This is a genomic window from Pseudomonadota bacterium (assembly GCA_016719885.1).
In the GTDB taxonomy this organism is placed as follows: Bacteria; Pseudomonadota; Gammaproteobacteria.
Genome location: JADJYF010000005.1, coordinates 12,581 through 39,444 on the forward strand (window position 1 = coordinate 12,581; position 26,864 = coordinate 39,444).

General features: G+C 66.9%; 26 protein-coding genes and 1 pseudogene. 10 read left to right on the top strand and 17 right to left on the bottom strand.

The features are described from left to right. Positions 1 to 14: 14 nt before the first annotated feature. Entirely contained in the window at positions 15 to 749 is a 735-nt protein-coding gene (locus tag IPM80_05690; protein ID MBK8957917.1) for a hypothetical protein, read from the top strand. A gap of 21 nt (positions 750 to 770) precedes the next feature. Here the strand turns inward: IPM80_05690 and slmA are convergent, their stop codons facing one another. From slmA to coaBC, 4 genes are all read right to left on the bottom strand, one after another. Further along, positions 771 to 1,364: a nucleoid occlusion factor SlmA gene (gene slmA, locus IPM80_05695; protein MBK8957918.1), complete on the bottom strand. Its 594-nt coding sequence runs from the start codon at positions 1,362 to 1,364 to the stop codon at positions 771 to 773. Beyond that, positions 1,361 to 2,233 (bottom strand): acetylglutamate kinase, encoded by an 873-nt coding sequence (gene argB, locus IPM80_05700; protein ID MBK8957919.1) that lies wholly within the window; start codon positions 2,231 to 2,233, stop codon positions 1,361 to 1,363. The genes slmA and argB overlap by 4 nt, the downstream gene beginning before the upstream one ends. Positions 2,234 to 2,294: 61 nt before the next feature. Then, a complete protein-coding gene (locus IPM80_05705) occupies positions 2,295 to 3,833 on the bottom strand; it encodes a phosphomannomutase/phosphoglucomutase (GenBank protein MBK8957920.1) in 1,539 nt (512 codons plus the stop codon). A 1,112-nt stretch (positions 3,834 to 4,945) separates the two neighbouring features. Further along, positions 4,946 to 6,169, bottom strand: coding sequence for a bifunctional phosphopantothenoylcysteine decarboxylase/phosphopantothenate--cysteine ligase CoaBC (gene coaBC / locus IPM80_05710; GenBank protein ID MBK8957921.1), 1,224 nt, complete (start codon positions 6,167 to 6,169; stop codon positions 4,946 to 4,948). A gap of 93 nt (positions 6,170 to 6,262) precedes the next feature. Between coaBC and radC the strand changes: the two genes are divergently transcribed. From radC to rpmG, 3 genes are all read left to right on the top strand, one after another. Continuing rightward, the gene (gene radC / locus IPM80_05715; protein ID MBK8957922.1) at positions 6,263 to 6,937 is read left to right on the top strand and encodes a DNA repair protein RadC; all 675 of its coding nucleotides are present in this window, start codon (positions 6,263 to 6,265) and stop codon (positions 6,935 to 6,937) included. A 93-nt stretch (positions 6,938 to 7,030) separates the two neighbouring features. Next, positions 7,031 to 7,267 (top strand): 50S ribosomal protein L28, encoded by a 237-nt coding sequence (gene rpmB, locus IPM80_05720; GenBank protein ID MBK8957923.1) that lies wholly within the window; start codon positions 7,031 to 7,033, stop codon positions 7,265 to 7,267. Positions 7,268 to 7,278: 11 nt separating this feature from the next. Further along, complete coding sequence (rpmG, locus tag IPM80_05725) at positions 7,279 to 7,434, top strand: 50S ribosomal protein L33 (GenBank protein ID MBK8957924.1); 156 nt, start codon at positions 7,279 to 7,281, stop codon at positions 7,432 to 7,434. Between the two features lie 159 nt (positions 7,435 to 7,593). Here rpmG and IPM80_05730 read toward each other — a convergent pair whose 3' ends face one another. Next, positions 7,594 to 8,781: a transposase gene (locus tag IPM80_05730; protein ID MBK8957925.1), complete on the bottom strand. Its 1,188-nt coding sequence runs from the start codon at positions 8,779 to 8,781 to the stop codon at positions 7,594 to 7,596. Positions 8,782 to 9,016: 235 nt separating this feature from the next. Then, positions 9,017 to 10,990: a hydantoinase/oxoprolinase family protein gene (locus IPM80_05735; GenBank protein MBK8957926.1), complete on the bottom strand. Its 1,974-nt coding sequence runs from the start codon at positions 10,988 to 10,990 to the stop codon at positions 9,017 to 9,019. 113 nt (positions 10,991 to 11,103) lie between these two features. Between IPM80_05735 and IPM80_05740 the strand changes: the two genes are divergently transcribed. The 4 genes from IPM80_05740 to mutM are packed head-to-tail and all read left to right on the top strand — an operon-like array spanning position 11,104 to position 14,897. Then, the gene (locus tag IPM80_05740; protein ID MBK8957927.1) at positions 11,104 to 12,030 is read left to right on the top strand and encodes an ABC transporter ATP-binding protein; all 927 of its coding nucleotides are present in this window, start codon (positions 11,104 to 11,106) and stop codon (positions 12,028 to 12,030) included. After that, a complete protein-coding gene (locus IPM80_05745; protein ID MBK8957928.1) occupies positions 12,027 to 12,770 on the top strand; it encodes an ABC transporter permease in 744 nt (247 codons plus the stop codon). The genes IPM80_05740 and IPM80_05745 overlap by 4 nt, the downstream gene beginning before the upstream one ends. After that, positions 12,767 to 14,089, top strand: a complete 1,323-nt coding sequence (locus IPM80_05750; GenBank protein MBK8957929.1) for a Gldg family protein — start codon at positions 12,767 to 12,769, stop codon at positions 14,087 to 14,089. The genes IPM80_05745 and IPM80_05750 overlap by 4 nt, the downstream gene beginning before the upstream one ends. Beyond that, positions 14,082 to 14,897 carry a bifunctional DNA-formamidopyrimidine glycosylase/DNA-(apurinic or apyrimidinic site) lyase gene (gene mutM / locus IPM80_05755; GenBank protein ID MBK8957930.1) on the top strand — a complete coding sequence of 272 codons (816 nt, stop codon included), beginning with the start codon at positions 14,082 to 14,084 and terminating at the stop codon, positions 14,895 to 14,897. Before IPM80_05750 ends, mutM begins: the two co-directional genes overlap by 8 nt. Positions 14,898 to 15,013: 116 nt before the next feature. On the opposite strand, the gene ggt is transcribed toward mutM, so the two are convergent. From ggt to IPM80_05785, 6 genes are all read right to left on the bottom strand, one after another. Then, positions 15,014 to 16,702 carry a gamma-glutamyltransferase gene (ggt, locus tag IPM80_05760; GenBank protein ID MBK8957931.1) on the bottom strand — a complete coding sequence of 563 codons (1,689 nt, stop codon included), beginning with the start codon at positions 16,700 to 16,702 and terminating at the stop codon, positions 15,014 to 15,016. Then, positions 16,699 to 16,965: a YfhL family 4Fe-4S dicluster ferredoxin gene (locus IPM80_05765; GenBank protein MBK8957932.1), complete on the bottom strand. Its 267-nt coding sequence runs from the start codon at positions 16,963 to 16,965 to the stop codon at positions 16,699 to 16,701. Before IPM80_05765 ends, ggt begins: the two co-directional genes overlap by 4 nt. Positions 16,966 to 16,983: 18 nt before the next feature. Then, positions 16,984 to 17,490 (bottom strand): pantetheine-phosphate adenylyltransferase, encoded by a 507-nt coding sequence (gene coaD / locus IPM80_05770; GenBank protein MBK8957933.1) that lies wholly within the window; start codon positions 17,488 to 17,490, stop codon positions 16,984 to 16,986. Positions 17,491 to 17,563: 73 nt separating this feature from the next. Beyond that, a complete protein-coding gene (rsmD, locus tag IPM80_05775; protein MBK8957934.1) occupies positions 17,564 to 18,121 on the bottom strand; it encodes a 16S rRNA (guanine(966)-N(2))-methyltransferase RsmD in 558 nt (185 codons plus the stop codon). 6 nt (positions 18,122 to 18,127) lie between these two features. Further along, positions 18,128 to 19,453, bottom strand: coding sequence for an insulinase family protein (locus IPM80_05780; GenBank protein ID MBK8957935.1), 1,326 nt, complete (start codon positions 19,451 to 19,453; stop codon positions 18,128 to 18,130). Next, a complete protein-coding gene (locus IPM80_05785) occupies positions 19,450 to 20,796 on the bottom strand; it encodes an insulinase family protein (protein ID MBK8957936.1) in 1,347 nt (448 codons plus the stop codon). The genes IPM80_05780 and IPM80_05785 overlap by 4 nt, the downstream gene beginning before the upstream one ends. 136 nt (positions 20,797 to 20,932) lie before the next feature. Between IPM80_05785 and ftsY the strand changes: the two genes are divergently transcribed. Both ftsY and rpoH read left to right on the top strand, forming a co-directional pair. Next, positions 20,933 to 21,862: a signal recognition particle-docking protein FtsY gene (gene ftsY, locus IPM80_05790; GenBank protein ID MBK8957937.1), complete on the top strand. Its 930-nt coding sequence runs from the start codon at positions 20,933 to 20,935 to the stop codon at positions 21,860 to 21,862. 149 nt (positions 21,863 to 22,011) lie between these two features. Next, positions 22,012 to 22,880, top strand: a pseudogene (gene rpoH, locus IPM80_05795) (RNA polymerase sigma factor RpoH). Positions 22,881 to 22,889: 9 nt separating this feature from the next. Here the strand turns inward: rpoH and IPM80_05800 are convergent. The 5 genes from IPM80_05800 to IPM80_05820 are packed head-to-tail and all read right to left on the bottom strand — an operon-like array spanning position 22,890 to position 26,850. Then, positions 22,890 to 23,609 (bottom strand): hypothetical protein, encoded by a 720-nt coding sequence (locus tag IPM80_05800; GenBank protein MBK8957938.1) that lies wholly within the window; start codon positions 23,607 to 23,609, stop codon positions 22,890 to 22,892. A 2-nt stretch (positions 23,610 to 23,611) separates the two neighbouring features. Beyond that, positions 23,612 to 24,529, bottom strand: a complete 918-nt coding sequence (locus tag IPM80_05805; protein MBK8957939.1) for a protoheme IX farnesyltransferase — start codon at positions 24,527 to 24,529, stop codon at positions 23,612 to 23,614. An 11-nt stretch (positions 24,530 to 24,540) separates the two neighbouring features. After that, positions 24,541 to 25,530 (bottom strand): COX15/CtaA family protein, encoded by a 990-nt coding sequence (locus IPM80_05810; protein MBK8957940.1) that lies wholly within the window; start codon positions 25,528 to 25,530, stop codon positions 24,541 to 24,543. 2 nt (positions 25,531 to 25,532) lie between these two features. Further along, positions 25,533 to 26,117: a hypothetical protein gene (locus IPM80_05815; GenBank protein MBK8957941.1), complete on the bottom strand. Its 585-nt coding sequence runs from the start codon at positions 26,115 to 26,117 to the stop codon at positions 25,533 to 25,535. Beyond that, complete coding sequence (locus IPM80_05820) at positions 26,110 to 26,850, bottom strand: SURF1 family protein (GenBank protein ID MBK8957942.1); 741 nt, start codon at positions 26,848 to 26,850, stop codon at positions 26,110 to 26,112. The genes IPM80_05815 and IPM80_05820 overlap by 8 nt, the downstream gene beginning before the upstream one ends. Positions 26,851 to 26,864 lie beyond the last annotated feature (14 nt).

The following is a 26,864-nucleotide window of genomic DNA, read 5'->3' on the forward strand; positions in this document are numbered from 1 at the left end:
GGTGGCGCAAAGGTATGACGCAGGACGTGAAGCAGGGAATGCGGCTGGTATTGGCCGCGGTATTGGGGTCGGTGCTGGCCATGCCCAGTCACGCGGCGAAGACTGGCAGCGCCCCCGGCCACATCAAGTGCTGGCACAACAAGGATGGCGTGCGTGAATGCGGCAATACCGTGCCGCCCGAATACGCCCAACAGGGCAGCGAGACCAAGGACAAGTTCGGCGTGACCGTCGGCGAGACCGGCCGCGCCAAGACCCTCGAGGAACTCGAAGCCGAGCGCGCCGCCGGCAAGGCCAAGGAACAGGAAGCCGAGAGCACCAAGCGGCGTGCCGCCCAGGACCGCGTACTGCTGGACACCTTCGCCACCGAAGACGACATGGTGCTGACCCGCGATGGCCAGGTGGCGCATCTCGAATCGCAGATCCACCTGGTGGAAAGCCACATCGACAAGCTGCAGAAGAATCTCGACCAGATGATCGAGCGCGCCGCGGAGGTCGAGCGGCGCGGTGAAAAGCCGACGGCGGACGTGGTCAAGAACATCGACAGCGTGCGCGAGCAGATTGCCGAGAACCGCAGGTTCATCGACACCAAGCATCGCGACCAGGAGCTGATCCGCGAGCGCTTCGCGGTCGACATCGCGCGCTTTCGCGAGCTGAAGGGCATCAAGACGCCGCCGGTCGAGAGCGCCGCGACGACGCCGGCAACGCCCGCGCCCGCCGCGACGGCCAGCGGCGCCCCCGCCGCCAAGTAGTCGGCTCGCTCGCTCCCAGCCTCAGGCGCCGGGGAACAGGCCGGCGCACAGCAGACGCCACTGGCTGTCCCAGTCGGCCGTCGGGCTGGCCTTGAAATCACTGCGCACGAACTGATCGAGCCGCCCGGCCACCACCGCCACCAACAGGTTGGCGGTGGCGACGACGGTGGCGCTGTCCAGCGCCGCGTCATCGGTCAGCGCCGTTTCGCGCAATGCCTGCTTGAACTGCGTTTCGACCCGCGCGTAGAACTTCATCACCCGCGCGCGCAGGCGTTCGTGCTCTCCCACCAGGATGTCGCCCATCAGGATGCGCGAGATGCCGGGATTGCGTTCGGCGAAACGCAGCATCGTCACCGTGAGGTGAAAACAGCGGGTGCGCGCCTCGCGCTGCTCGCTCATGATCTGATTGAAGAGGCTGAAGATCACGTCTTCGGCGAATTCAATCAGCCCCTCGAACATGCGCGCCTTGCTCGGGAAGTGACGATAGAGCGCCGCCTCCGACACGCCGACCGCCGCCGCCAGCGCGGCGGTGGTGATGCGCGAACCCGGCTTGGTCTCGAGTTCGCTGGCGAGCACCTCGAGGATCTGTTGCTTGCGGGAACCCTTCACGCCTATTCGATCAGCGTGCCGACGCCTTCGTCGGTAAACAGTTCGAGCAACACCGCGTGATCGACGCGGCCATCGACGATATGCGCGCGGCGCACGCCGGCATCGACCGCGTCGAGCGCGGTCTGCACCTTGGGCAGCATGCCGCCGGAGATGGTGCCGTTGTCGATGAGCCGGCGCGTGGTGGCGGCATCGATGCTGTTGAGCAATTGTCCGTCTTCACCGAGCACGCCGGCGGTGTTGGTCAAGAGCATGAGTTTCTCGGCCTGCATGACCGAGGCAATCTTGCCGGCCACCAGGTCGGCATTGATGTTGAACGACGCGCCGTCCTGGCCGACGCCTATCGGCGCGATGACCGGAATGAAGGCGCCGCTGGCGAAGAAATCCAGCACGCTGCGATTGATGCCGGACACTTCGCCGACGAAGCCGAGCTCGTGCTTGGGCGCGCCGGCGCCGGTGCCGAGCTGACGGGCGATGATCAAGGGGCCGTCCTTGCCGGTCAGGCCGACCGCGCGGCCGCCGCTGTGGTTGATGAGGTTGACGATTTCCTTGTTGACCAGGCCGCCGAGGATCATCTCGACCACGTCCATGGTCTCGGCGTCGGTGACGCGCATGCCGTCGACGAATTTCGATTCCTTGCCGATGCGCTTCAGCATGTCGCCGATCTGCGGACCGCCGCCGTGCACGATGATGGGATGGATGCCGACCAGCTTCATGAGCACGACGTCGCGCGCGAAGCTCGCTTTCAGGCGCTGCTCGGTCATGGCATTGCCACCGTATTTCACCACGATGGTCTTGCCCTGGTAGCGCTGGATATAGGGCAGCGCCGAAGTCAGCACGTGCGCCACGTTGGGCGCATCATTGAGATTGATCGTCATCGGTATTTCCAGTGCCGGGTTCGAAGGCCCGGCGGTCACGAGTTGGCTACTTCGGTTGGCGTCAGAACGGCAGCTTGAGCGAGGCGTCGATACTCTTGATCATCTTGCGGAAGCGGTTCTTCACGTCTTCCAGCGATTCGGCATCATCGCCTTCGAAACGCAGGGTCAGACAGGGCGTGGTGTTGGACGGCCGGATGAGGCCCCACGAATCGACGAAATCGGCGCGCATGCCGTCCAGCGTGTTGATTTCGGCGTACTCGAATTCCTCGGTGGCGCTCATGACCTGGTCCATGAATTCCGCGTGGCGGGATTCGGGCATGTCCAGGCGCAGTTCCGGCGTGGCATGGCCACCCGGCAGCGCGGCAAACACTTCGGACGGCGTGTGGCCACTGTTGACCAGGATCTCGAGCAGGCGCGCGGCGGCATAGAGGGCGTCGTCGAAGCCGTACCAGCGATCGCGGAAGAAGATGTGTCCGGACAATTCGCCGGCCAACAGCGCGCCGGTGTCCTGCATGAGGTTCTTGATGATCGAATGGCCGGTCTTGGACAACACCGGTTCGCCGCCGGCGGCTTCGATTTCGAGCGGCAGGTGGCGCGAGCATTTGACGTCGTAGATGACCTTGGCGCCGGGGTTGCGCGCCAGGACGTCGCGCGCGAACAGGATCATCTGGCGGTCGGGCCAGATGATGTTGCCCTCGGCATCGACCACGCCGAGACGGTCGCCGTCGCCGTCGAAGGCAAGGCCGAGATCGGCGCCTTCTTCCTGTACCGCGTTGATCAGCTGCTGGAGGTTCTCCGGCAGTGAAGGATCGGGATGGTGATTGGGGAAGTCGCCGTCGACATCGCAGTACAGTTCGACGACGTCGTGGCCGATGGCGCGCAGGATGGCCGGCGCCACCATGCCCGGTACGCCGTTGCCGCAGTCGACCACCACCTTCAGCGCGTCGCCGAGCGACACCGGGATCTCTTCGCTGATGCGACGGATGTACTCGGCGACGATGTCGGTCGACTGCATCGAGCCGGTGCCTTCGACATAGTCGCGGCTGTCGACGCGACGGCGTATGGCCTGGATGGCCTCGCCCGACAGGGTCTGGCCGTCGAGCACTATCTTAAGTCCGTTGTACTCGGCGGGATTGTGGCTGCCGGTGATCATCACGCCGCTGTGGGCGTCGAGATAGTGGGTGGCGAAATACAGCACCGGCGTCGGCGCGAGACCGATGTCGAGCACATCGCGGCCCGATTCGAGCAGGCCCTTGGCCAGCGCCTGCATGAACGGCTCGCTGGAATGACGCCCGTCGCGCGCCACCACCACGGTCTTCTGGCCGCGCGCTTCGGCCTCGGCGCCGAGCGCACGGCCGATCTCGTAGACGCTTTCCTCGGTCAGGGTCTCGCCGACCACGCCGCGGATATCGTAGGCACGGAACACCGAACGGTCGACTTTGCCCTGGCCGGGTTGAGTGTCGTCGAGCGCGACGTCAAGATTGAAATCGAGGTCGATGTCGAGCACCGAGGAGCTGCCCGACGGCACGGTCGGATCGTCGCTGGCCGGCGGCGCGCTCTTGATCTGGGTGACGTCGTCGGCGTCGGCGCGCGCCGCCATGGCCTGGTCGAATGCCGACATCGACGCGCCGGCGCCGCCGCGCTCGGCGCCCGGCAGCAGTTGCTCGAGCCCCGGATGCTTGCCGTCGAGTATGGCCTTGATGGCGCCGCTGAAGATCACGCTGTCGTCGTTGCTGACGACCGCCGCGGTGCCGCCACGGCGCCGCATCAGCATGAGCGCGAGCGCGCCGCCACAGGCCAGGGCCAGCGCCAACACTGGCAGCAGCATGCCGTGCCCGCCCTCGCTCTCCGGCGCCTGGGCTTCGGCGCCGGCGGTCGCCACCGTCACCACGAAGCGCGAGTTCGGTACGTGGGAATTGGTGGTCGGCACATCGCCGGTGGGCTTGACGCCGGTGGCGGCGACGCTGTTGCCCGGGACCTGGCGAATGTCGACGAAGGCTTGCTTGGGCGCGCCGGCGTCGAGGGACTTGCGCAGGAGATTGATATCGAGCGACAGGTGCAGGAAGCCGGCCAGGGCCTGCTGGCCGTCGGCGTCCGGCGCTTCGACGCGCTTGATGATGACGAGATGCGCGTCGGGCGTGCCGCCGAGATGTGCCTCCATCGGCACGTCCTTGGCTTCTTCGCGGGCGCGATTGAGCATCGACACCGAGGCATAGGTGATGGGCGGCTTGGCGGACGGCTGCGGGTCGCGGTAATCGGCCGGCAGCAGGCGCAGCGCCAGCACGCCGTCGAGCCGTGGCGCGAGCTCGGCGGCGAGCGCCGCGCGGCTGTCGTCGCTGCCGTTACGCAGGGCGTCGATGACGGCCGGCTGGCCGGCAAGATCCTTCAGCGCCGCGTGGTAGGGCGCGAACGCCTGGCCTATCTTGTCGGCCAGTTCGTCGGAGAATTTCTGGAACGCCGGGCTGACGGTGGTACCGCCGTTGGTGTCGTCGCCGAGCAGGGGAAGCAGCACCCGGCCGCCGAGCGCCAGCACCGCCACCAGCACAATGGCGACGATGGCGGCGCGAGGAATGCGCGTCAGCAGCCCCGCGGCAGCGCCCGCGTTGATGGGAAACTTCATTCTTTACACGCCCAGCTCGTGCCGCGCACGGACCGCCCCTTGGTCGATGTCGGAAGTGTACAAGTTCGACTCCTTGAATTACACGCAGGCCCTTAGGCTGATGCGCGCGCGGCGTAGCGCTCAGCGATGACATCGACCAGGGCGCGCGCCAGGCGGGTCTTGGCGGCGCGCGGCAGCAGCTTCGAGCCCTCGCGCCAGATCACCAACAGTTCGTTGTCGTCGGCATTGAAGCCGAGGCCGGCGCCGCCGACGAGGTTGGCGGCCACCATGTCGATGGCCTTGCGCTCGAGCTTGTCGCGCGCGTGGCGTTCGACGTCGTTGGTTTCGGCGGCGAAGCCGACCGTGAACGGCGGCGGGCGGGTGGCGGCCACGCATTTCAATATGTCGGGGTTGGGCACCAGCTTGAGCTCGAGGGCGCTGTCGCTGCGTTTGATCTTATTGGCGGCGGCATTGTCGATGCGGTAATCGGCGACCGCCGCGGTGGCGACGAAGATGTCGGTGGGCAGGCGCGCCATCACCGCGTCGTGCATTTCGTTGGCGGTTTCGACCCGCAGCAGCGTGACGCCGGCCGGTGGCGGCAGGATGGTCGGGCCGCTGACCAGCGTGACCCGCGCACCCGCGTCGCGCAGGGCCGTGGCGATGGCATAGCCCATCTTGCCCGAGCTGTGATTGCTGATGTAGCGCACCGGGTCGATGGGCTCGCGGGTCGGACCGGCGGTCAACAGCACGCGCACCCCGGTCAACAGATCGCGTTCGAACAAGGCGGCGGTGGCGGCGCAGATCTCATGCGCTTCCTGCATGCGCCCCGGCCCGACTTCGCCGCAGGCCTGGCTGCCGGCGCCCGGGCCGGCCAAGCGCACGCCGCGGGCGGTGAGCGCGGCGAGGTTGTCCTGGGTGGCGGGGTGCTTCCACATCTGCTGGTTCATGGCCGGCGCGGCGAGGATCGGCGCTTCGCTGGCGAGGCACACGGCGGTGGCGAGGTCGTTGGCCATGCCGAGCCTGAGGCGCGCGAGGAAATCGGCGGTGGCCGGTGCGACGACGATGGCGTCGGCCCAACGCGCGAGCTCGATATGGCCCATGGCCGCTTCGGCGGCCGGGTCGAACAGCTCGGCGCGGACTTCGCGCCCGGACACCGCCTGCAGGGTCAAGGGCGTGATGAAGGCGCCGGCCGCCGGCGTCATCACCACCTGCACCTCGGCACCGGCGTCGCGCAGACGCCGCACCACGTCGGGCGCTTTGTAGGCCGCGATGCCGCCGCTCACGATCAGCAGTATGCGGCGAGCGGCAAGGGCATTCGGCGGCGTGGCGGCATCCATCACGCGCGATATTACCCGGAAGCGTCGAGCTTCCATATACTTGCGGCGGGTCGTGGAACGACCGGATGAAGACCGCCCAGGGAGGGGTGAACGATGACCATCAAGGATTGGCCGGCCGACGAGCGGCCGCGTGAAAAACTGCTGCGCGAAGGCAGCACGGTGTTGAGCGACGCCGAACTGCTGGCGGTGCTGCTGCGTAACGGCGTGGCGGGCGCCGACGCGGTGACGCTGGCGCGCCGCCTGCTCGCCGAGTGCGGCGGCCTGCGCGCGCTGCTGGAGGCGCGGCGCGAGCGCTTGACCGCGCTGGCCGGCTGCGGACCGGCGGCCTATGCGACCTTCAGCGCCGCGCTGGAACTCGGGCGACGCTATGTCTACAGCACCCTCGAACGCGACGGGCCGCTGGAAAACCCCGGCGCCGCCAGCCAGTACCTCGTGTCACGCATGAAGGCCTACCAGCGCGAGGTGTTCGCCTGCCTGTATCTCGACACCCGCCATCGCGTGATCGGCCTGCGCGAGCTGTTCTTCGGTTCGATAGACAGCGCCACGGTGCACCCCCGCGAAATCGTCAAATCCTGCCTCGAGACCAATTGCGCGGCGCTGATCCTGGCCCACAACCACCCCTCGGGGGTGGCCGAGCCGAGCGCCGCCGACGCCGCCATCACGCGCCGCATCGTCGACGCGGCGGCGCTGATCGACGTCCGGGTGCTCGACCACCTGGTGGTGGGCGAGCGCGAAGCGGTGTCGATGGCGGCGCTCGGCATGCTGTGAGGCATGAGCGGGCGGCGGTACGCGGGGCTTGGATCGGCGCCGCTTTGTGGATAGAATCGCTCCCCTTTTTCGGGCCTTTATCAGGAAGCCATCATGTCGCGGGTATGCCAAGTCACGGGGAAACGGCCGGTCAGCGGCAATAATGTGTCGCACGCCAACAATAAGACGCGCCGGCGTTTTCTGCCCAACCTGCAGCACCATCGGTTCTGGGTGGAAGCGGAGAAGCGTTTCGTGCGCCTGCGCGTGAGCACCAAGGGCCTGCGCATTATCGACAAGCAGGGTATCGACACGGTGCTGGCGGAAATCCGCTCGCGCGGTGAGAAAGTCTAAGGAGCCCCACCATGCAAGACAAAATCAAGATGGTCTCGAGCGCCGGTACCGGCCACTACTACACCACCACCAAGAACAAGCGCACCCATCCCGATAAGATGGAGCGCAAGAAGTTCGACCCGGTCATCCGCCAGCACGTGATGTACAAGGAAGCGAAGATCAAGTAATCGCTTGCCGGGGTCGAGAGACCCAAAAAAAGAACCCGCCTCGAAGGCGGGTTTTTTTGGTCTTGTTCTCGTGTGGGTGCGAATTCATTCGGACATTTGCAGTCCGGGCGCTGGCGGTGCGTTCGAGAGGCGAATGAATTCGCACCTACAGGCCCGCGATCAGGCGGCCGCCGCGCCCTGCGGCGTATACCCGCGCAGCGTGTGGGCGAAGTCCTGCAGGGCCTGGATGCCGGTGGTCTCGGCCTGCTGACACCATTCCTGCAGGAGCTTCAAGAGGTTTTCGCGGCTCGCCGCGCGTTGCTCGTAGATTTCCTGCAGGCGCTGGCGGAAGCCGTATACCACTTCCAGCGCCTGGCTGTGGCGCAGTGCGTCCTGCAAGGTGCCGCGTTCCGAATCGTTCAAACGCTCGTCGGCGCGCAGCAGCAGGCGGCGCAGCGGCTTCAACTGCGGGCGCACCGCCGCCGGCGCGTTGCGCAACTCCTCGCGGTGCACACGCTTGACCACCATGCGGCCGTAGTCGGCCATCACGTGCAGGCGATTGCCGGCCACCGCTTTCAGGGTCTCGAAGTCGATGGCGGACTTGGCCTTGTCGATCGCCGGCTTGGCCGGCGCCAGCTTGCGCACCTTGGCGAGGCCGAAGGTTTCGAGGATGCGGATGTACATCCAGCCGATATCGAACTCCCAGGGCTGCACCGAGAACTTCGCCGAGCTGCCGAAGGCGTGGTGATTGTTGTGCAATTCCTCGCCGCCGATGATGAGGCCCCACGGCACGATGTTGGTGGAGGCGTCGGCGGTTTCGAAGTTGCGATAGCCCCAGTAATGGCCGATGCCGTTGATGATGCCGGCCGCGAAGATCGGCGACCATGCCATCTGCACCGCCCAGATGGTGAGCCCGAGCGGCCCGAACAGGAGCACGTTCACCACCAGCATGATGCCGATGCCGAGGCTGTCATGGCCGGTGTAGAAATGGCGCTCGACCCAGTCGTCGGGTGTGCCGTAGCCGTACTGGTCCAGCACATCCTGGCGCTTGGCGTTGATGCGGTAGAGCTCGGCGCCTTCCAAGAGCACCTTCTTGATGCCGTGGGCGACCGGGCTGTGGGGGTCTTCCATGGTTTCCACCGCGGCGTGGTGCTTGCGATGGACGGCGGTCCATTCGCGGGTGTTCATGCCGGTGGTCAGCCACAGCCACAGGCGGAAGAAATGCGACACCACCGGATGCAGGTCGACGGCGCGATGCGCCTGGTGACGATGCAGGTAGATGGTGATGCTGGCGATGGTGATCTGGGTGAATACGAGCGCGACGAGGACATAGCCCCACCACGGCATAACCACGAGTCCTTGCAACATGATGCTCCCCAATTGGGTCTTTAACTTGAAAGCGAAGTCCGGCGCGACGACAGCGGCGTGGCGTCTCGTCGGCCGGGCGCGTCGCACGTTAACGCGATCTTCACACGTTTGACCAGATGTTCCAGTTGCTTTGCGTCAATCGCACGCAAGCCAAGGGTGAATCTGGCATTTGTTTACCGGGCCGGATGTCAGCCGGGGCTCCCGTCCTTAGCGCCCGCGGCGCGCGGAAGTTTATTCAGGAGGCGGGGATGGGGCGCGCGAGGTGCAGATTGCCCAGCGCGTCGCGCCGGCCCTGCCAGCCGGTCTCGATGAACGTGGTGCCGACCGCGCTCAATACAATGGCCGGCCCCGCCAGCATTTCGCCAGGCGCGAGTTGCCCCTGGTCGTGGAGGGGCATGCCGGAGTCGGGCGTCGACGGCAGGCTCAAGGCCGGTTCGGCGGCCACGGAAAAGTCCGGCGCGGCGCCCTCGACATCGACCGCCACGCGCAGGTTGACGAGCTCGAGCTCGCGTTCGAGGGCATGGCCGTAGCGACGCTGGTGCTCGGCGCGAAACGCGGCGGCCACGCCGGGTTTGTCGGTCCAGGGCAGGGTCAGGGCATGGGACTGGCCGCGGTAGCAGACATCCACGGCATGACGCACGCGCAGGCTGTCGCGTGCGTGGCCCTCGGCCAGCAGATCGGCGATGCCAGCGGCGGCCAGCTGCTCGAGGCCGCGCTCGAGGTCCTCGACGCTGAGCGCTGCCAGCGGCCGCCGCAGGGTATGGGCGAGATGCCGCCCGGCGCGCGCGACCGTCATGCCGAGCGCCGACAGCACGCCGGCCTGCGCCGGCACCAGCGCACGCGTCATGCCTAGCGCGTCGGCCAGCGCGCACACGTGCAGGCCGCCGGCGCCGCCGAACGAGACCAGGGTGTAGTCGCGGGGATCGACGCCGCGTTCGACCGACATCACGCGCAGCGCCTGCTGCATGTGATCATTGGCGATGGCGATGATGCCGGCGGCGGCATCGTGCACGCTCATGCCGCCCAGCGCCGCGGCGACGTGCGCCACCGCCTCGTGCGCGGCCTCGGCGTCGATGCGCAGGCGGCCGCCGAGTTCGAGGCCGGCGGGCAGGCGACCCAGCACCACGTTGGCGTCGGTGACGGTGGCGGCCTGGCCGCCGAGACCGTAACAGGCCGGCCCCGGCATCGCGCCGGCCGATTGCGGCCCGACGTGCAACAGCCCGGCGGCATCGACCCGCGCCAGCGAGCCGCCGCCCGCGCCGATGGTGTGCATGTCGACCATCGGCACCGCCACCGGGAACGGCCCGACCCGGCCTTCGGCGCTCAAGCCGAGCTCGCCGTCGATCAGCGCGACATCGGTCGAGGTGCCGCCCATGTCGAAAGTAAGGAGGCGCTCACATCCCGCCAGGTTCGCGACGTGCCGCGCGCCCAGCAGGCCGCCGGCCGGGCCGGACAGCAACAGGCGCACGCCGTGACGGGCGGCGAAGTCCGGTGCGGCGCTCAGGCCCGAGCTCTGCATGATGGCGAGGCGCGCCGGCGCGACCTGGCTCGCCAGCGCCTTGAGGTAGCGGTGCATGAGCGGGCCGACGTAGGCGTTCAACCAGGTCGCCATGCCGCGCTCGTATTCGCGCACCTCGGGCAATACCTCGCTGGACAGGCACACGAAACAGGGCAGCGAGGCCAGCACCTCGCCGATGCGGCGCTCGAAACGATCATCCTGGAAGGCGAACAGCAGGCACACCGCGACCGCGTCCGGCGCGAGGGCCTCCACCGCGCGGCGCAGCGCCACCAGTTCGCCGACGTCGAGGTCTTCGACCACCTCGCCATCGGCGCCGAAGCGGCCGCCGGTTTCGAGGCACAGCTCCGCCGGCACCGGCACCGGCGGCGGCGCGGGGGTCAGGTCATAGAGTCCCGCGCGCGCCTGGCGGCCGATGGAGAGCAGGTCGCCGAAGCCGTGGTTGGTGACGAACACGGTGCGCGCGCCCTTGCCTTCGAGGACCGCGTTGGTGGCGACGGTGGAGCCGTGCACGATGCGCGCCTCCTCGGCCAGCACGCCGAGCGCGCGCAGCCCGGCGAGGATGGCGCGCTCCGGCGCGTCGGGCGTCGACAATTCCTTGTGGGTGCGCACGCGCACGCCGTCATGCAGCACGAAATCGGTGAAGGTGCCGCCGGTATCGATACCGATGATGGGAAGGGTTGGGGCGGACATGGAGCGGCGTCACGGGCGCAGGGAACGAACGCGCAGTATAGAGGGCCGGCGTTGCGCGCCGCGCGGGTCACGCGCCTTTCCATGCCTGGCGCGCTCACCAATAATAGCCGCCCATGAATGACACGGCTCTTCTGGCGGCGCATGGCCTGACTCGGTATTACGGCGCGCGCCAGGCCTTGTTCGATGTCGACATCGTGCTCGCGCGCGGCGAGATCCTGGGCTTCCTCGGCCAGAACGGCGCCGGCAAATCCACCACCATGCAATGCCTGTGTGGCGCGCTCGCGCCCCATGGCGGCAGCGTCGAGATAGGCGGCCACTCGCTGGCGAGCGCGCCGACCGCGGCCAAGAGCCTGCTTGGTTACCTGCCCGAGATCCCGCCCTTGTATCGCGACATGCGGGTCGACGATTACCTCGGCGCCTGCGCACGTCTGCACGGCGTGGCGATATCCGCGGTGGCCGAGGCCGTGGCGCGCGCGCGCCAGCGCTGCGGTCTCAACGATGTCGGTGCACGCCTGGTCAGCCACTTGTCCAAGGGTTACCAGCAGCGGGTCGGGATCGCGCAGGCCATCGTGCATGAACCGCAGGTGCTGGTCTTCGATGAACCGACCGCCGGCCTCGACCCCGGCCAGATCCGCGACGTGCGCGAACTCATCCGCGAACTCGGCAGCGAGCGCGCCATCATCGTCTCCACCCACATCCTGCCGGAAGTGCGCGCGCTGGCCTCGCGTTTCATGATCCTGCACCACGGCCGCGTGGTGCACGATGCGCCGGCGTCGGACACGCGGCGCCTGCGCGTGCGGCTCAGGCGTGACCCGGGCGCCGCCGCCCTTGCCGCGCTGAGCAGCGTCGAGCACGTGACGGCGAGCGCACGCGGCTGGCTGTTGACGGTGACGGGCGATGCGGAGGCTGCCGCGGAAGCCTTTGCCAAGGCGGCGGTGGCGGCCGATTGGGGCGTGCTCGAAATCGACCCCGACTTCGACGACCTCGAACACCTGTTCATGGAACTGACGAGCGGCGCCGCCGCGAGTGTCGCCGCATGACGTCCTTCGCGACGCTCTTCACGCTCGAAACGCAACGCCTGTTCCGGCGCCCGCTGGCGTGGCTGGTGCTGTGCCTCGGCTCGGCGCTGATGGCGCTGTTCTACATGCTGTTGATGGTGCGCTACCTCGACCACGAGTCGGAACTGCGCGCGGCCGGCGTGACGGCCGAACTCATGGTGCGCTATTTCGGCAGCGCCGCCCTCATCGCCCTGCTGCTGACGCCGCTCATCACCATGCAGGCCGTCGCCGACGACAAGCGCGACGGCATGCTGCGCTTCCTGTTTTCGACGCCGGCCTCGTCGGCGCACATCGTGCTGGCCAAGCTCGCGGCGGTGTTGTGCCTGGTCGGTTTGTGGTGGGCCGTCATCGCGCTCATGCCCTTGACGCTGCTGTGGGGCGCGGCCATCGATGTCGGCGTGTATGCCACCAACCTGCTCGGGCTCGCGCTGTTCATGCTGATGCACGCCTGTCTCGGCGTGATGTGTTCGTCACTGACGCGCCAGCCAGTGGCGGCGGCGGTACTGGCGCTGGTGGTGTCCTTGAGCCTGTGGCTGGCGGAATACGCGCAGCGTCTCGATCGTGAATCGAACCTGTTGGGCGGCATTTCGACGCTGACGCGCATGCGCGGTTTTGCACTCGGCGTGTTGAATCTCGCCGACATCGTCTACTTCAGCGCGCTCGCCTTGTGTTGCGCGACCATCGCGGTGTGGGCGGTGGAAGGCACGCGGCGCTACGCATGAAGCGCGGCGCGCGTTTCGCCTATGCACTCGTGCCGCTGCTGATGCTGGCGGCGGTCGTGGTCGGCGTACGCACGCTCGACCGGCACAACCAGGTATGGGACGTGTCGCGCGATGCGCGCAATTCCCTGGACCAGAAAACCGTCAAGGTGCTGGCCATGCTGCCGGCGCCGCTGGAGGTGGTCGCGCTGGTGCCCGACGAGGGGCCAGTACGCGCGGCGGTGCGGGATTTCTTCACGCGCTACCAGCGCGAGAAGCCGAATCTCAGCTTGCGCTTTCTCGATCCCCGCCAGGACGACAAGGCGCCCGAGGTCCGGCGCGCGCGCCTCGGTGAAGTGCTGTTTCAGTACGGCGAGCGTTTCGAGCGCGTCACCGAACTCAACGAAAGCGCGGTCACCAACGGCATGGCGCGGCTCGCGCGCAGCGGCGCGCGCTACGTGGTGTTTCTCGCCAACAACGGTGAGCGGCGCATTGCGCGGCAGGCCAATCATGACCTGTCGCTGTTCGCCGCCGAACTCGAACAGCGCGGTCTTCCGTCACGCGAATACGTGCTCGGCAAGGCCAGGGAGATCCCCGACAACACCGCGGTGCTGGTGCTGGCGTCGCCGGCGGTCGCCTACGCGGCGGGCGAAGTGGAGGAAATCGAGCGCTACGTGGCGCGTGGCGGCAACCTGTTGTGGCTGACCGAGCCCGATGCCAAGCCCGAACTCGCGCCGCTCGAACGCGCGCTCGGCTTCGAGCGTCTGCCCGGCACGGTGGTCGATCCGGTCGGCCTGACCAAGTTCAAGAACCCGGCCTACGCGGTGGCCCTGGAACAGGTCAAGCATCCGCTGCTCGCCGACTTCAGCCAGACGGTGGTGTTTCCCTACGCGACGGCGCTCTTGCCCAAGCCCAATATCGACTGGCGGGCCGTGACTCTCGCCCACAGCGGCGGCGAAGCCTGGAACGAGACCGGCACCTTCGCCGGCAACGTCGGCTTCGACGGCGCCGATGAAGTGCAGGGCGAGATGAAACTCGCACTGGCCTTGACCAAGGCGCGCGGCGACGGCGGTGAACAGCGCGTGGTGGTGGTGGGTGACGGCGACTTCCTGGCCAACAGCTTCGTCGGCAATCTCGGCAACCTGGAATTCGGGCGGCGCGTGGTGGAGTGGCTGGCAAGCGGCGACGCGTTGCTGGATATCGCCGTGCCGGCGGTGCCTGATGCGACGCTGGATCTCGCGCTGTGGCAGCGCGTGACCATCTTCCTGTTCTTTGGCGTCGGCCTGCCGCTGGCACTCGGCGGCAACGGCCTATTGCTATGGTGGCGACGTCGTCATGCCTGAGTTACCCGAAGTCGAAACCACGCGCCGCGGCGTATTGCCCTTGCTCGGCGGGCGGCGCGTGAGCGCGGTGACGGTCAATGATCGCCGGCTGCGACAACCCGTGACGCGCGGCCTGGAATCCATACTGACCGGGCAGCGCCTGCACGACGTCGAGCGGCGCGCCAAGTACCTCCTGTTCAAGTTCGACAGCGGCACGCTGCTGGTGCACCTCGGCATGTCGGGCAGCCTGCGGGTGGTGCCGCGCAGCGCCGCCAGGCTCGCGCACGATCATGTCGAAATCGAATTCGGGCCCGAGCGCGTGCTGCGCCTGCGCGACCCGCGACGCTTCGGCCTGGTGCTGTGGACGGCGGATGATCCGGCCGCGCACGCGCTGCTCAGCAAGCTTGGCCCGGAGCCCTTCGACGCTGGCTTCTGCGGCGAGTACCTGTTCGAGAAATCACGCGGCCGCAGCCTTGCCGTCAAGAACTTCATCATGGACGGCCACGTGGTGGTCGGCGTCGGCAACATCTACGCGAGCGAAGCCTTGTTTCGCGCCGGCATCCATCCGGCGCGCGCGGCGGGACGCGTCAGCCGCGCGCGTTACGAAGCCCTCGCCGGCGAGGCACGCACCGTATTGGCCGCGGCCATCGAGGCCGGCGGTACGACCTTGCGCGACTTCATGCGCAACGACGGCGAGCCGGGCTATTTCAGTCAGAAGCTGAAAGTGTACGGGCGCGCGGGCGAAGCCTGCGAAATCTGTGGTGGTGCGATCACCATGCAGGTGATCGGACAGCGTTCGAGTTTCTATTGCGGGAAGTGCCAGCGCTGAGCGCCGGCTGTTCGCTATTTAATTGTGGGTCAGACTTCAGTCTGACTTCCTCTAAGCCGGCTCACTTTTGAATGTCAGACTGAAGTCTGACCCACAGAACAAGCAACCACTCGCGCTCATTTAGCCGCCGGTGCCCACACCTCGGCCTTGCCTTCGCCACGCGGATCGCTGGCGGCTTTGACTTCGCCGCTGGCGCGGTCCCAGGTGATGGCGTGCATGTTGCCGTAGCGGCGCTTGGATTCGTTGAGCTTGTGGCCTTTCGCCCTCAGTGCGGCCTGGGTCGCGGCATCCAGGCCGCCGGCTTCGAATTCCACCTGGTCGGGCAGGTACTGATGGTGATAGCGCGGCGCGCTGACCATCTTCTCGGGATCGCCGCCGTCGGCGAATTCCAGCACGCCCAACAACACCATGGAGATGATACGGCTGCCGCCCGGCGTGCCGAGCACGCCGATGCGCTCGGCGCCTTCGAGAAAGGTCGGCGTCATGGAGGACAACGGACGACGACCGGCCGCCACCGCGTTGGCCGAGCCGCCCACCAGGCCGTAGGCATTGGGCGTCAGCGGGCTGGTCGCGAAATCATCCATTTCATTGTTGAGCAGCACGCCGGTGCCGGCCGGCACGCTGGCCGCGCCGAACGGGTAGTTGACGCTCAAGGTCGCGGCGACGCGGTTGCCTTCGCTGTCGCTTACCGACAGGTGCGTGGTGTGGTGATTGGGATCGGTGGTGACCGGCGGCAGGCTGGCGCTGGGCGTGGCCTTGTTGATGTCGATCTTGGCCGACAGTTCGCGCGCGTAGGTCTTGTCGATGAGATGGTTGATGGGCATCTCGACATAATCCGGGTCGCCGAGATAATCGGCGCGATCGCGGTAGGCGAAGCGCATGGCTTCGATCACGACATGCATGCGGTCGACTTTATTCAAGGCGCCGAGATTGAAGTTCTCGAGGATGTTGAGCGCTTCGAGCAGCACCGTACCGCCGGACGAGGGCGGCGCCGCCGACACGATGCGTATGCCGTTGTAGTGCCCGACCAGCGGGATACGTTCCTTGACGCGATAGTCGGCCAGATCGCGCGCACTCCAGATGCCGCCATCGGCGCGCGCTCCGGCCACTAGGCGCCGCGCGATGTCACCGCCATAGAAACCCTGGTTGCCACGCTCGGCAATGGCGCGCAGCGTACGCGCGAGATCCGGCTGCGTGAGCACCGTGCCTAGCGGCGGCACCTTGCCGTCGCGCAGGAAGATGCGTGCCGCATCGGAACCCGGTTTGAACGCCGGCGCGCGGAAACCGGCCATGACGGCGTAGTGCTCACTGACGGCGAAGCCCTCGTTGGCGAGCGCGATGGCCGGCGCGAGATCCTCGGCAAGCGATAAACGCGCGTAATGGCGCGACATGTACACGAGCCCGGCCGGCAGCCCGGGTATGCCGGCTGCAAGCGCACCGTTCAAGGAACGCTGCGGCGCGACCTTGCCGTCGGCATCGAGAAACATGGTGGCGGTGGCGGCGGCCGGCGCGGTCTCGCGCGCGTCGACCATGCCGTCGTGCTGGGTGCGTGCATCGTGCACGAGGAAGAAACCGCCGCCACCGATGCCGGAGCTGTAGGGTTCGACCACGGCCAGCGCCGCGGCCACGGCGATGGCGGCGTCGAAGGCGTTGCCACCGGCGTCGATCACGCTGCGGCCGGCCGCGGTGGCGAGTGCGTGGGCGCTGGCCACCGCGTGCTGCGCGGGCTTGACCTCGCGCGCATCGACGGCCAGCGGCGCGTGGATGACAAAACACAGCGACAGGACTCGGCACAGGTGCTTCACGGCGGATTCTCCTCGTCGCTCGCGGTCAGGGCGTGGAACTTGGCGAGCAAGGTGGCAGGGTCTTCCACGTGCTCTGGGTCCTTGGGTATGCAATCGACCGGGCACACCGCGACGCATTGCGGTGTATCAAAATGACCCACGCACTCGGTGCAGCGGGCGGGATCGATCTCGTAATGCACGCCACCGTCGTAGATGGCGTGGTTGGGACACTCGGGCTCGCACACATCGCAGTTGATGCATTGCTCGGTGATCCGGAGGGCCACGGCCGGGCCTGCGCGGGACTAACGCGGCGGCGCGGCGTTGCGTCGGCTGCTGACGCGTTCGAGCAGCACCTGCTTGATGTGGGGATGCACGAAGTCGCTGATGTCGCCGCCCAGCGCCGCGATCTCACGCACCAGCGACGAAGAGATATAGGTGAATTTTTCCGAGGTCGGCAGGAACACCGTATCGGCTTCGGGCATGAGCTTGCGATTCATGCCGGCAAGCTGGAATTCGTATTCGAAATCGGTCACCGCGCGCAGCCCACGCAGGATCAGCGACGCCTGGTTGGCGCGCGCGAAATCGACCATGAGACCGTCGAAGCGCTTGACCTCGACATTCTTGAAATGGGCGAGGATCTCGGCGGCCAGGGCGACCCGCTCGTCCACCGAGAACACGGTGTTCTTGGCGGTGCTGCCGGCGACGGCCACGATCAGCTTGTCGAACAGCGGCGCGGCGCGGCCGACGATATCGGTATGCCCGTGCGTGATCGGATCGAAAGTGCCGGGATAAATGACGGTGATGCCCAAAGCGGTTCCCCGAAGGTCTGCAAGTTCGGCGCATGATCACGATTCCGGCGCGGAGTGTCCAGCCCGCGCGTGATCAGGACTCGACGCGCAGCAGGCAATAGCGCACCTCGCGCGTATGCCCTTCGCGGTGCAAGGCATAGCCCGCGTGCGCGTAACTCGCGTCGCGTTCGCTTTCGACGTACACCAGCGCGCGCGGCGCGAGCCAGCCGCGTGCCAGGCGCGCCAGCACGGCGGGCACGAGGTCGCGATGGAACGGCGGGTCGAGGAATACGACGTCCGAGGCAGTGGCGGGACCGTTCAACCAGGACAAGACGTCGGCCGCGTGCACCTCGGCGTGCGCGGCGGCGAGGCGCGCCTTAAGGCTGGCCATGCGCGCCACCAGCACCGGGTCTTTTTCGACCAGCATGCACGAGGCCGCGCCACGCGACAGGGCTTCGAAGCCGAGCACGCCGGTGCCGGCGAAGAGATCGAGGCATCGTGCCCCCGGCAGCTCCGGCGCCAGCCAGTTGAAGAGTGTTTCGCGCACACGATCGGCGCTCGGCCGCAGCTGCTCGCGATCGGCGACCGGGATGCGCGTGCCGCGCCACTGGCCACCGATGATGCGAATACTGTGTTCGGCGGCGCGCGCCATCGCCACTCAGGAACCCTGGTCCTTGTCGGCGCCGCGGCCGACCACGACGGTGGTCAGGCGATCCGGCGACACGCGACGGCTGAAGGCGTCCTTGACCGCCTCGGGCGTGACGGCCGCGACCTTGCTCGCGAAGGTATCGAGATAATCGAGCGGCAAATCGTAGAAACCGATCATGGCGATGTATTCGACGGTTTGGCGATTGCTGGCGATGCGCAGCGGAAAGCCGTCGATGAGATTGCGTCGCGCGGCCTCGATGCTGCCGGCCGGCGGACCCTGCTCGACGAAGCGCGCGATGGTGTCGGTGAGCACCTTCAGCGCTTCGTCCTGTTGTTTCCTGTCGGTCTGCAGTTCGGCAACGAAGGGACCGGCCTGGGCCATGGCGACGAAATAGCTGGACACGCTGTAGGACAGGCCACGCTTGTCGCGCACTTCGTCGAACAGGATCGAGACCAGGCTGTTGCCACCCAGCGCATGGTTACCGACCAGCAAGGGGAAATAGTCCGGATCGCCGCGGCTCACGCCCGGCAGGCCCACCATCACGTGGCTTTGGATGGACGGGAACTCGACATGCTTTAGCGCGGCCGCGGGTGGCGCCACCACCGGCAAGGCCGGCGCTCGCTCGCCGGCCGGCAAGGCCTGGCTCAACTGCTCGGCGATGGCGGCCGCGCGCGCCTGGTCGACGGCGCCGACGATGGCGATGACGGCATTGCGCGCCACGTAGTACTTGCCGTGAAAGGCGCGCACGTCGTCGCGGGTGATCGCGCTGACGCTGGCGGGCGTGCCGTCCGGCGACGAGCCATAGGGATGCTTGGGGTAGAGGCTCGCGTAGAAGACATCATCGGCCACGGCGTCCGGCGACTGTTCGCGGTGCTGGAGGGCGACGAGCGTGCGCGCCTTGTCGCGTTCGAGGGCGCTCGAGTCGAAGCGCGGCTTGGCCAGCGCCAGCACGAACAGCTCCAACGCGCGGCTGGCATGCTCGCCCTCGGCGAGGCTGCGCAGGCTGGCGAAGGCCATGTCACGCTCGGCGCCGTGGCCCATGATGGCGCCGGTCGCGCTGATCTCGTTGTTGAACGCGTCGGCATCGAGCTCGCCGGCGCCTTCATTCAACAGACCGTTGGTGAGATTGGCGACGCCCGCGCGACCGTCATCGCGCGCACTGCCGGCGGCGAACACCACGCGCACGTCGAGCATCGGGATCTCCGGCGCCGCGACGAAATACACGCGCGCGCCGTTGCTGGTCTGCCAGTGTTCGATACGCGGCCCGGCAAGGGCGGCCGCGCACGGCAACAGACAAAGAGTGACGAGCGCGGCCAGCGCGCGGCGGGATTTCATCGTGCTTGCTCCGGCTTGAGGTAGGCGACCGTGAGACCCGCGGGCACCAGGTATTTTTTCGCCACCGCCAGCACCTGCTCAGCGGTCACGGCTTCAATCTTGTCGACGTAGGTGTCGCGCACCTTCCAGCCGAGGCCGACCGCTTCCAAGGCGCCGAGGGTCATGGCCTCGTGCATCATGGAGTCGCGCTCGAACACGGTGTCGGCCACCACCTGGGTCTTGATGCGCTCGAGTTCGGCGGCCGTGGGCGGATGACTGGCCAGCTGGTCGATTTGTTCGACGATGGCCTGTTCGAGCTTCTCCAGCGAGACGCCCTGGGCCGGCACCGCGTTGAAGGTGAACAAGGTCGGCAGGCGCGCGGCGGTTTCCACGCCGGCGCTCACCTCGGCGGCGATTTCGCGACCGCGCACCAACTCGCGTTTCAGGCGCGCGCTGTTGTCGCCGGTCAGCATCGCCGCCAGCACGTCGAGCGCGTAGGCTTCCGATTCTTCCACGCCTTCACCGCGCATGGCCTGCGCCAGCACCGGCGCCTTGTAGCCCATCACCAGGTAGGGCACACGTGCCTTGCTGCTGTTGAGCGTGACGCGCTTGGTGCCGTTTTGCGCGATCTCGGGGCGCGCCTTGGGCGGCGCGATGTCGCTCTTGGCCAGCGGACCGAAATATTTCTTGGCCAGCGCGTGCACGGCGTCCGGGTCGACGTCGCCGACCACCACCACGATGGCATTGTTCGGCCCGTACCAGCGCTGGTACCAGGCGCGCAGGTCGGCGGCGCTCATCTGCTTGATGTCTGCCTCCCAACCGATCACGGGATAGCGATAGGGGCTGGTCAGGTAGGCGACCGCCTGGGTGGCCTCGACGGCGAGAGATTGCGGCGAGTCGTCGGTGCGCAGGCGCCGCTCCTCGAGCACGACATTGATCTCTTTCTTGAACGTTTCCTCGTCGATGACGAGATTGCGCATGCGGTCGGCTTCGAGGTCAAAGGAGAGCTCGACGTTGTCGGCGGACCATTCCTCGTAATAGGCGGTGTAATCGCTGCTGGTGAAAGCATTCTGACGACCGCCATGGGCGGCCACGGTGGTGGCGAACTTGCCGGCGGCGTAGCGTGGCGTGCCCTTGAACATCAGGTGTTCGAGCGCGTGGGACACCCCGGTGATGCCGTCATGTTCATAGGAGGATCCGACCCGGTACCACACTTGCACCACCGCCACGTGGGCGCGGTGGTCTTCCTGCACCAGCAGTTTCAGACCGTTGTCTAGCATGTATTCGTGGGTGCGGGTGGCGGCCGGGGCCGAGACACAGGCAAGCGCGCAGGACAGCACTGCGCCCCAGGTGATCAATCGCATGCGGGATGCTCCGAAGGCGTGACGATGAAACGGCCGCGGCGCGTCGGGACGACGGCAGCGGCGGATGTTAGGATAGCGCATTCCGCCGTGGCGGATTGCCGTTCCTTTTTTTCGATCTCGCTCGTTTTAGTCCTACATGTTCAGTCGACTCAAAGCCGGTATCGCGCGCACGCGCGACAGTCTCGTCAATGGCGTGCAGCGCCTGTTCACCGGTCGCACGCGTCTCGACGCGGCGGCGCTGGAGACACTGGAAACCTTGCTGCTGTCGGCCGATGTCGGCGTCAACGCCACGGCGCGCATCGTCGAGAAGGTCAGGCGCATTCCCGCCAACCAGCCGCCGGCCGAAGCGGTGCAGGAAGAGATGACGGCGATCCTCGCGCCCTGCGAGCAGCCGTTCGAATACAAGGCACGCGACGACGGGCCGTTCATCATCCTGGTGGTGGGCGTCAACGGCGCCGGCAAGACCACCACCATCGCCAAGATTGCGCGGCGCCTCAAGGGCGAAGGCCGCTCGGTGATGCTGGCGGCCGGTGACACCTTCCGCGCGGCGGCCGTCGATCAGTTGAAGCGCTGGGGCGAGCGTCTCGATATTCCGGTCATCGCGCAGGGCACGGGCGCCGATACCGCGTCGGTGATCTTCGACGCCTGCGCGGCGGCCAAGGCGCGCAAGGTCGACGTACTGATTGCCGACACCGCCGGGCGCCTGCATACCCAGGACAACCTCATGGCCGAGCTCGCCAAGGTGCGGCGGGTGGTCGGCAAGCACCAGGCCGATGCGCCCCACGAGACGCTGCTGGTGCTGGACGCGACCATGGGCCAGAACGCCCTCAACCAGGCCCAGGAGTTCATGAGCCAGGTTGCGGTCACCGCCCTGTGCCTGACCAAGCTCGACGGCACCGCCAAGGGCGGCGTGATCTTCGCGCTGGCCGAGCGCCTGCGGCTGCCGATCCGTTACGTCGGCATCGGCGAGAAGGCCGATGACCTGCAGGTCTTCAATGCCCGCGAGTTCACCCGCGCCCTGCTCGGCGACTTCGCCGGCTCCAAGGTCGACGACGACGAAAGCTGAGCGCGCGCGCGCGCCGTCCCTGCCGATCTCCGCGCCAGGCGGGCGAGCCCCGCCCTGATTAAAGTCAAAGCGAACCTTTGCCGAATTTAGCACTCGTAGTTGGGGAGTGCTAAACTGTTTCCAATAGAACCTAGCGAGGTGTCTTCACCATGGCCCATGCTTTGAACCTCACCCTACCGTCGACCGCCGGTTCGCTCGAGACCTATATCGATGCGGTCAACCGCATCCCGCTGCTGCCGGTCGAACAGGAACAGGAGCTGGCGCGGCGTTATCGCGAGGACGACGATTTGGACGCTGCCCGACAGTTAGTACTTGCCCACCTGCGTTTCGTGGTGAAAGTGGCGCGCGGCTACAGCGGCTACGGCCTGGCCCAGAGCGACCTCATCCAGGAGGGCAATATCGGCCTCATGAAGGCGGTCAAGCGCTTCGACCCGAGTGTCGGCGTGCGCCTGGTGTCGTTCGCCGTGCACTGGATCAAGGCCGAAATGCACGAGTTCATCCTGCGCAACTGGCGCATCGTGAAAGTGGCGACCACCAAGGCCCAGCGCAAGCTGTTCTTCAACCTGCGCAGCGCGCGCAAGGCGCTGGGCTGGATGGGCGCCGGCGAAGTGGACGCGCTGGCCAAGGAATTCGACGTCGACAGCCGTGACGTGTTGACCATGGAGCAGCGCCTGAACGCCCACGACGTGTCCTTCGACGTCAGCCCCGACGGTGAGGAAGAGAGTTCGTGCCGGCCGCCTACCTGGTCGACCGCCGCTTCGAGCCCACCGTGCTGCTGGAACAGGAAGAGGGCGACGACAATCGCACCGACAGCCTGCGCGGCGCCCTGGCCAAGCTCGACGAGCGCAGCCGCGACATCGTCACCAGCCGCTGGCTGACCGAGCCCAAGCTGACCCTGCACGACCTGGCCGATCGCTATGGCGTGTCGGCCGAGCGCATCCGCCAGCTGGAGAAGAACGCGTTCAACACGCTGAAAAAGGCCTTGCCGGATTTCGAACCGGAAGCCGAGCCGGCCTGAGCCTCGAACTCAGGGGGTGCGCGATACCGGGGCGCGCCCCTTGGAGCGGATGTACAGCGAGGCCAGGAAAAAGGCCATGAACAGCGCGAAGTAATATTCCTGGGGCTCGCTCCAGCGGATCTCCAGCGGCAGCTGCTTGACGCCGATGACGGGCTTCAAGCGCTGCGGCAAGCGGATCAATTCCGCCATCACGGCCGTCGGCAGCACGTCCATGGTCGGCCAGAACCAGAAGAAGAAGCCGCCTCGCACGAACGGCGAACCGCGTTTCCACTCGCGCACCGGCACCAGGATGCCGCCGATCACCACCCACAGTTCGAGCAGCGCGCGCGGCTTCTGATCGAACCAGCTGCTCATGTTGTGCAGGTTGGTCTCATGCTGATCGTTGAGCTTGCCGATGGCCTCCGGCGTCGACCAGTGAAACAGCTGCTGACCCCACGACAATTCCTCACCCGCGAAATAGACGCAGGCCAGGGTCACGGCCAGCGCCCAGCCGATGATCAGCCAGTCGCGACTCGCCAGCAGCCGCCGCATCAGCAAGACCCCGAACACCGCGCCGACCAGGGCGACAAGCGGCGTGGCGAGTTCGACCAGACCAATCTCGTGGATGATCCAGTCGTTGTAGAACGCGGGGCTCACGGCTTTCGAGCCGATGACGATGACAGCCATCGCCGGCGGGAACCACAGACGCAACCAGGCGGGCAGCACCGGTTGCGGCCGTTGATAGTCCATGCTCACGCGCCGGTCACGAAGTTCAGGATGCCGTTCCAGTAGTGGTCCAGGAAGAAGAAGAAGAACAGGCCGGTGAGATACACGATGGAGTACTTGAAGGCGGCCCACGCGATCTGGTCGTCGTCGTCGCGCATCATCGCGATGGCGTAATAAAGGAACACGGCGTCCAGCGCCAGCGCGCCCAGCAGGTAGACCACGCCGCTCATGTAAGTCGCGTAGGGCAGCACGGTCGCGATGGTGAGAATGACGGTGTAGAGCAGGATCTGCTTGCGCGTGAAATCGACGCCGTGGGTGATGGGCAGCATCGGGATCTGCGCCTTGGCGTATTCCTCGCGGCGGAAAATCGCCAGGGCCCAGAAATGCGGCGGCGTCCACGCGAAGATGATCAGGAACAAGAGCAGCGAATGCGGGTCGACCTGGCCGGTGACCGCGGTCCAGCCCAGCACCGGCGGCGCTGCACCGGCGGCGCCACCGATGACGATGTTCTGCGGCGTCGCGTATTTCAAATACATGGTGTAGATGACCGCGTAGCCGATCAGCGAGGCGAAGGTCAGGGCCGCGGTCAGCACGTTGACGAACGCGACCAGGAGGTACATCGCCAATGCGCCGATGATGAGCGCGAAGACCAGTGCCTGGGCGCGGTTCAAGCCGCCCTGCGGCAAGGGTCGATTCTTGGTGCGCGCCATCAAGGCGTCGATGCGGTGTTCGGCGACGTGGTTGATGGCGGCGGCCGAAGCGGCGGCGAGGCCGATACCCAGGGTGGCCGGCACCAGCACGGCCAGCGGCACGGCGCCCGGCGTGGCCAGGAACATGCCGATCACGGCGGTGAAGACGATCAGGCCGACGACTCGCGGTTTGCAGAGTTCGGCGTAGTCGCGCCAGTGGCCCAGCGCGGAAGGAACCATACTTTCGGTCAGCATGATGGCAGCGATTAATTACGACGCGTGACGTGGACGAGAGTTAACAGGGTCATGAGCAGCACCGCGGCGATGCCGTTGTGGGCCACCGCGACCGGCAGCGGCAGGCCGCCCATCACATTGGTGATGCCGAGGCAGACCTGCAGCGCGAGTGCCGCGAGTATACATGATGCGACCCTGCGCAGCCGCGGCTGACGAGTACGCCAGGCCAGCACGGCGGTAGCGGCAATGACCAGCGAAGCTACCAGCGCGCCGATACGGTGACCGACATGGATGGCGGTGCGCGCCGGAGTGTCGAGCACGCCGAATTCGTAATTGATGCCGAGCCCGCGCCACAGCACGTAGCCTTCACGGAAATCGGTATGCGGCCACCAGCGACCCTGGCAGGTCGGAAAATCGGTGCAGGCGAGTGCGGCGTAGTTGGCGCTGGTCCAGCCGCCGAGGAAGATCTGCAGCACCAGCACCAGGACCGCCAAGCGCGCCAGGCCGTAGAGGGCGCCGCGCGGCACGGCGATAGCTTCCTGACCGCGCACGCTCATCAGGTTCCACCACAGCAGGGCGAGCGTGGCGAGGCCTCCCAGTAAGTGGGCGCTGACCACCAAGGGTTTCAACAACAATGTGACCGTCCACATGCCGAGCAAGCCCTGGAAAACCACCAGCGGCACTAGCAGGAACACCACCGGGCTTACGCCCGTCGCGCGCCGACGCGCGGCCGACAGCGAGCCCAACGCCAGCACCACGATGCCGAGACCCAGCGTGCTGGCCAGGTAGCGATGAATCATCTCGCGCCAGGCCTTGCCGGCCTCGAGCGGCCGCGCATGCCAATCCGGATCCTTGAGATGAACATTGGCGTCGCCGCTCGGCACGGTGACGTGCCCGTAGCAACCCGGCCAGTCCGGGCAGCCGAGGCCGGCGTCGCTGAGACGCACATAGGCGCCGAGCACGATCACGCCCAGGGCCAAAACGGGCAGGAGATAAGAGAGCAGGCGGAGGGTGCGTGTCATGGTCAATTGATGGCGGAGCCGCGCAATAAGCGTTTCAGGTCTTCTTTGATGCCCGCCGGTTCGGCGTCGGCTGAAAATATCATCATCGCAAGACGTCGCGAATCCAAAATGACGATTCCTTGATCGCGCGCGGTACCGGTGCGGGCCGCGGCTTCTCGCGCGAGCAGCGCACGCGCTTCGGGCGAGGCGATGGTCAGCGCCTGGGCGATGGGCTGGGCGGGGGCGGCATCAACCAGTGCCGCCACGTGCACGCGCGCACCCTGGGCGCCGACCAGGCCGCGGATGGTGGTCAGCAGCGAGACCAATCGTTCGCAATCGGCGGCGCAGGGTCCGGCGCCGAAATACATGAGGCCCCATTCGGCGGGCGCCAGCTTCAGTGCTTGCAGGGCCGCGCCGGCCGGGTCGGCGCCGAAGTCCACGGGGGGATGGATGAGTTCACCGTGATTGAGCTGCTTGCTCGGCGCCGTCTCGGGATGCGCGATGGCGAACCACCACGCGACGAGGATAGGCGCGACGAAGGCGCCGACCACGGCGAATGGCACCCACGCATTGCGCCGGGCGGGAGAGCTTGGGGTGGGTTCAGTCATGCCGGCGCCTCTTGCCGTAAAGATTCCACAGGCCGATGCCGGCCAATACCGTCGCCATCGCAAACCACTGCACGGCGTAGGAACGATTGCGCGCCGAGCCATCGCCCGGCAGTTGCCAGTCGACTGCCAGCGCGCCAAGCGAATCAGCATCGAGATAGACGATGCCTGGCCACAGCGGCCGGTCGAGCAGCGATTCGACACCCGCTACCTTCACGCGCTGCACGCGGAACACCTGGGGGCTCATGATTTCCGCCTCCGCGGCACGCTCGTCGAGGTCGATGCCGACGGTCGGTTCCGGGCCGACGTAGCCGTGGATGGTGGTCGGGTCCGCCGGCGCGAGGGTATCGGGCACGGTGCCGCGACTGTCGGGCAGGGGTATCCAGCCGCGGTCGACCAGCAGGGCCGCGCCACTGTCGGCGACGAAAGGGGTCAGGACTTCGTAACCGGGCTGTCCCTGACGGGTGCGATTGTCGAGCACGACGTGCTGATCGAGGTAATGACCGGTCACGCTGATGCGGCGCCACAGCGTCTCACCGAGGGGCGTGCGTGGCGCAATGGTATCGAAGGCCAGGGGCGGCGCGGCGTGGCGGTCATTGAATGCCTGGTAACGCGTCTGCTTTTCATGGGCGCGATGCAGCTGCCAGAAGCCTAGACTGGCGAGGCCTGCGCAAGCCGTACCCAGCAGCAGCGTCAGCGCGATACGGGTCCAGGGATTGATTGAGGGGCTGCGCACAAATAATTGATAAT

What these genes read in the sequence shown, in the direction of transcription:
- IPM80_05750 (MBK8957929.1), top strand. Translation starts at nt 12,767, where the DNA reads ATGAAGCGCGGCGCGCGTTTCGCCTATGCACTCGTGCCGCTGCTGATG.
- IPM80_05805 (MBK8957939.1), bottom strand. Translation starts at nt 24,529, where the DNA reads ATGCTGACCGAAAGTATGGTTCCTTCCGCGCTGGGCCACTGGCGCGAC.
- IPM80_05690 (MBK8957917.1), top strand. Translation starts at nt 15, where the DNA reads ATGACGCAGGACGTGAAGCAGGGAATGCGGCTGGTATTGGCCGCGGTA.
- IPM80_05705 (MBK8957920.1), bottom strand. Translation starts at nt 3,833, where the DNA reads ATGGCGGCGCGCGCCGACGCCGACGACGTCACCCAGATCAAGAGCGCG.
- IPM80_05810 (MBK8957940.1), bottom strand. Translation starts at nt 25,530, where the DNA reads ATGACACGCACCCTCCGCCTGCTCTCTTATCTCCTGCCCGTTTTGGCC.
- coaBC (MBK8957921.1), bottom strand. Translation starts at nt 6,169, where the DNA reads ATGGATGCCGCCACGCCGCCGAATGCCCTTGCCGCTCGCCGCATACTG.
- ftsY (MBK8957937.1), top strand. Translation starts at nt 20,933, where the DNA reads ATGTTCAGTCGACTCAAAGCCGGTATCGCGCGCACGCGCGACAGTCTC.
- IPM80_05815 (MBK8957941.1), bottom strand. Translation starts at nt 26,117, where the DNA reads ATGACTGAACCCACCCCAAGCTCTCCCGCCCGGCGCAATGCGTGGGTG.
- rpmB (MBK8957923.1), top strand. Translation starts at nt 7,031, where the DNA reads ATGTCGCGGGTATGCCAAGTCACGGGGAAACGGCCGGTCAGCGGCAAT.
- IPM80_05800 (MBK8957938.1), bottom strand. Translation starts at nt 23,609, where the DNA reads ATGGACTATCAACGGCCGCAACCGGTGCTGCCCGCCTGGTTGCGTCTG.
- rsmD (MBK8957934.1), bottom strand. Translation starts at nt 18,121, where the DNA reads ATGGCGCGCGCCGCCGAACACAGTATTCGCATCATCGGTGGCCAGTGG.
- rpmG (MBK8957924.1), top strand. Translation starts at nt 7,279, where the DNA reads ATGCAAGACAAAATCAAGATGGTCTCGAGCGCCGGTACCGGCCACTAC.
- radC (MBK8957922.1), top strand. Translation starts at nt 6,263, where the DNA reads ATGACCATCAAGGATTGGCCGGCCGACGAGCGGCCGCGTGAAAAACTG.
- argB (MBK8957919.1), bottom strand. Translation starts at nt 2,233, where the DNA reads ATGACGATCAATCTCAATGATGCGCCCAACGTGGCGCACGTGCTGACT.
- IPM80_05780 (MBK8957935.1), bottom strand. Translation starts at nt 19,453, where the DNA reads ATGAAATCCCGCCGCGCGCTGGCCGCGCTCGTCACTCTTTGTCTGTTG.
- IPM80_05740 (MBK8957927.1), top strand. Translation starts at nt 11,104, where the DNA reads ATGAATGACACGGCTCTTCTGGCGGCGCATGGCCTGACTCGGTATTAC.
- IPM80_05735 (MBK8957926.1), bottom strand. Translation starts at nt 10,990, where the DNA reads ATGTCCGCCCCAACCCTTCCCATCATCGGTATCGATACCGGCGGCACC.
- IPM80_05745 (MBK8957928.1), top strand. Translation starts at nt 12,027, where the DNA reads ATGACGTCCTTCGCGACGCTCTTCACGCTCGAAACGCAACGCCTGTTC.
- IPM80_05785 (MBK8957936.1), bottom strand. Translation starts at nt 20,796, where the DNA reads ATGCGATTGATCACCTGGGGCGCAGTGCTGTCCTGCGCGCTTGCCTGT.
- IPM80_05730 (MBK8957925.1), bottom strand. Translation starts at nt 8,781, where the DNA reads ATGTTGCAAGGACTCGTGGTTATGCCGTGGTGGGGCTATGTCCTCGTC.
- mutM (MBK8957930.1), top strand. Translation starts at nt 14,082, where the DNA reads ATGCCTGAGTTACCCGAAGTCGAAACCACGCGCCGCGGCGTATTGCCC.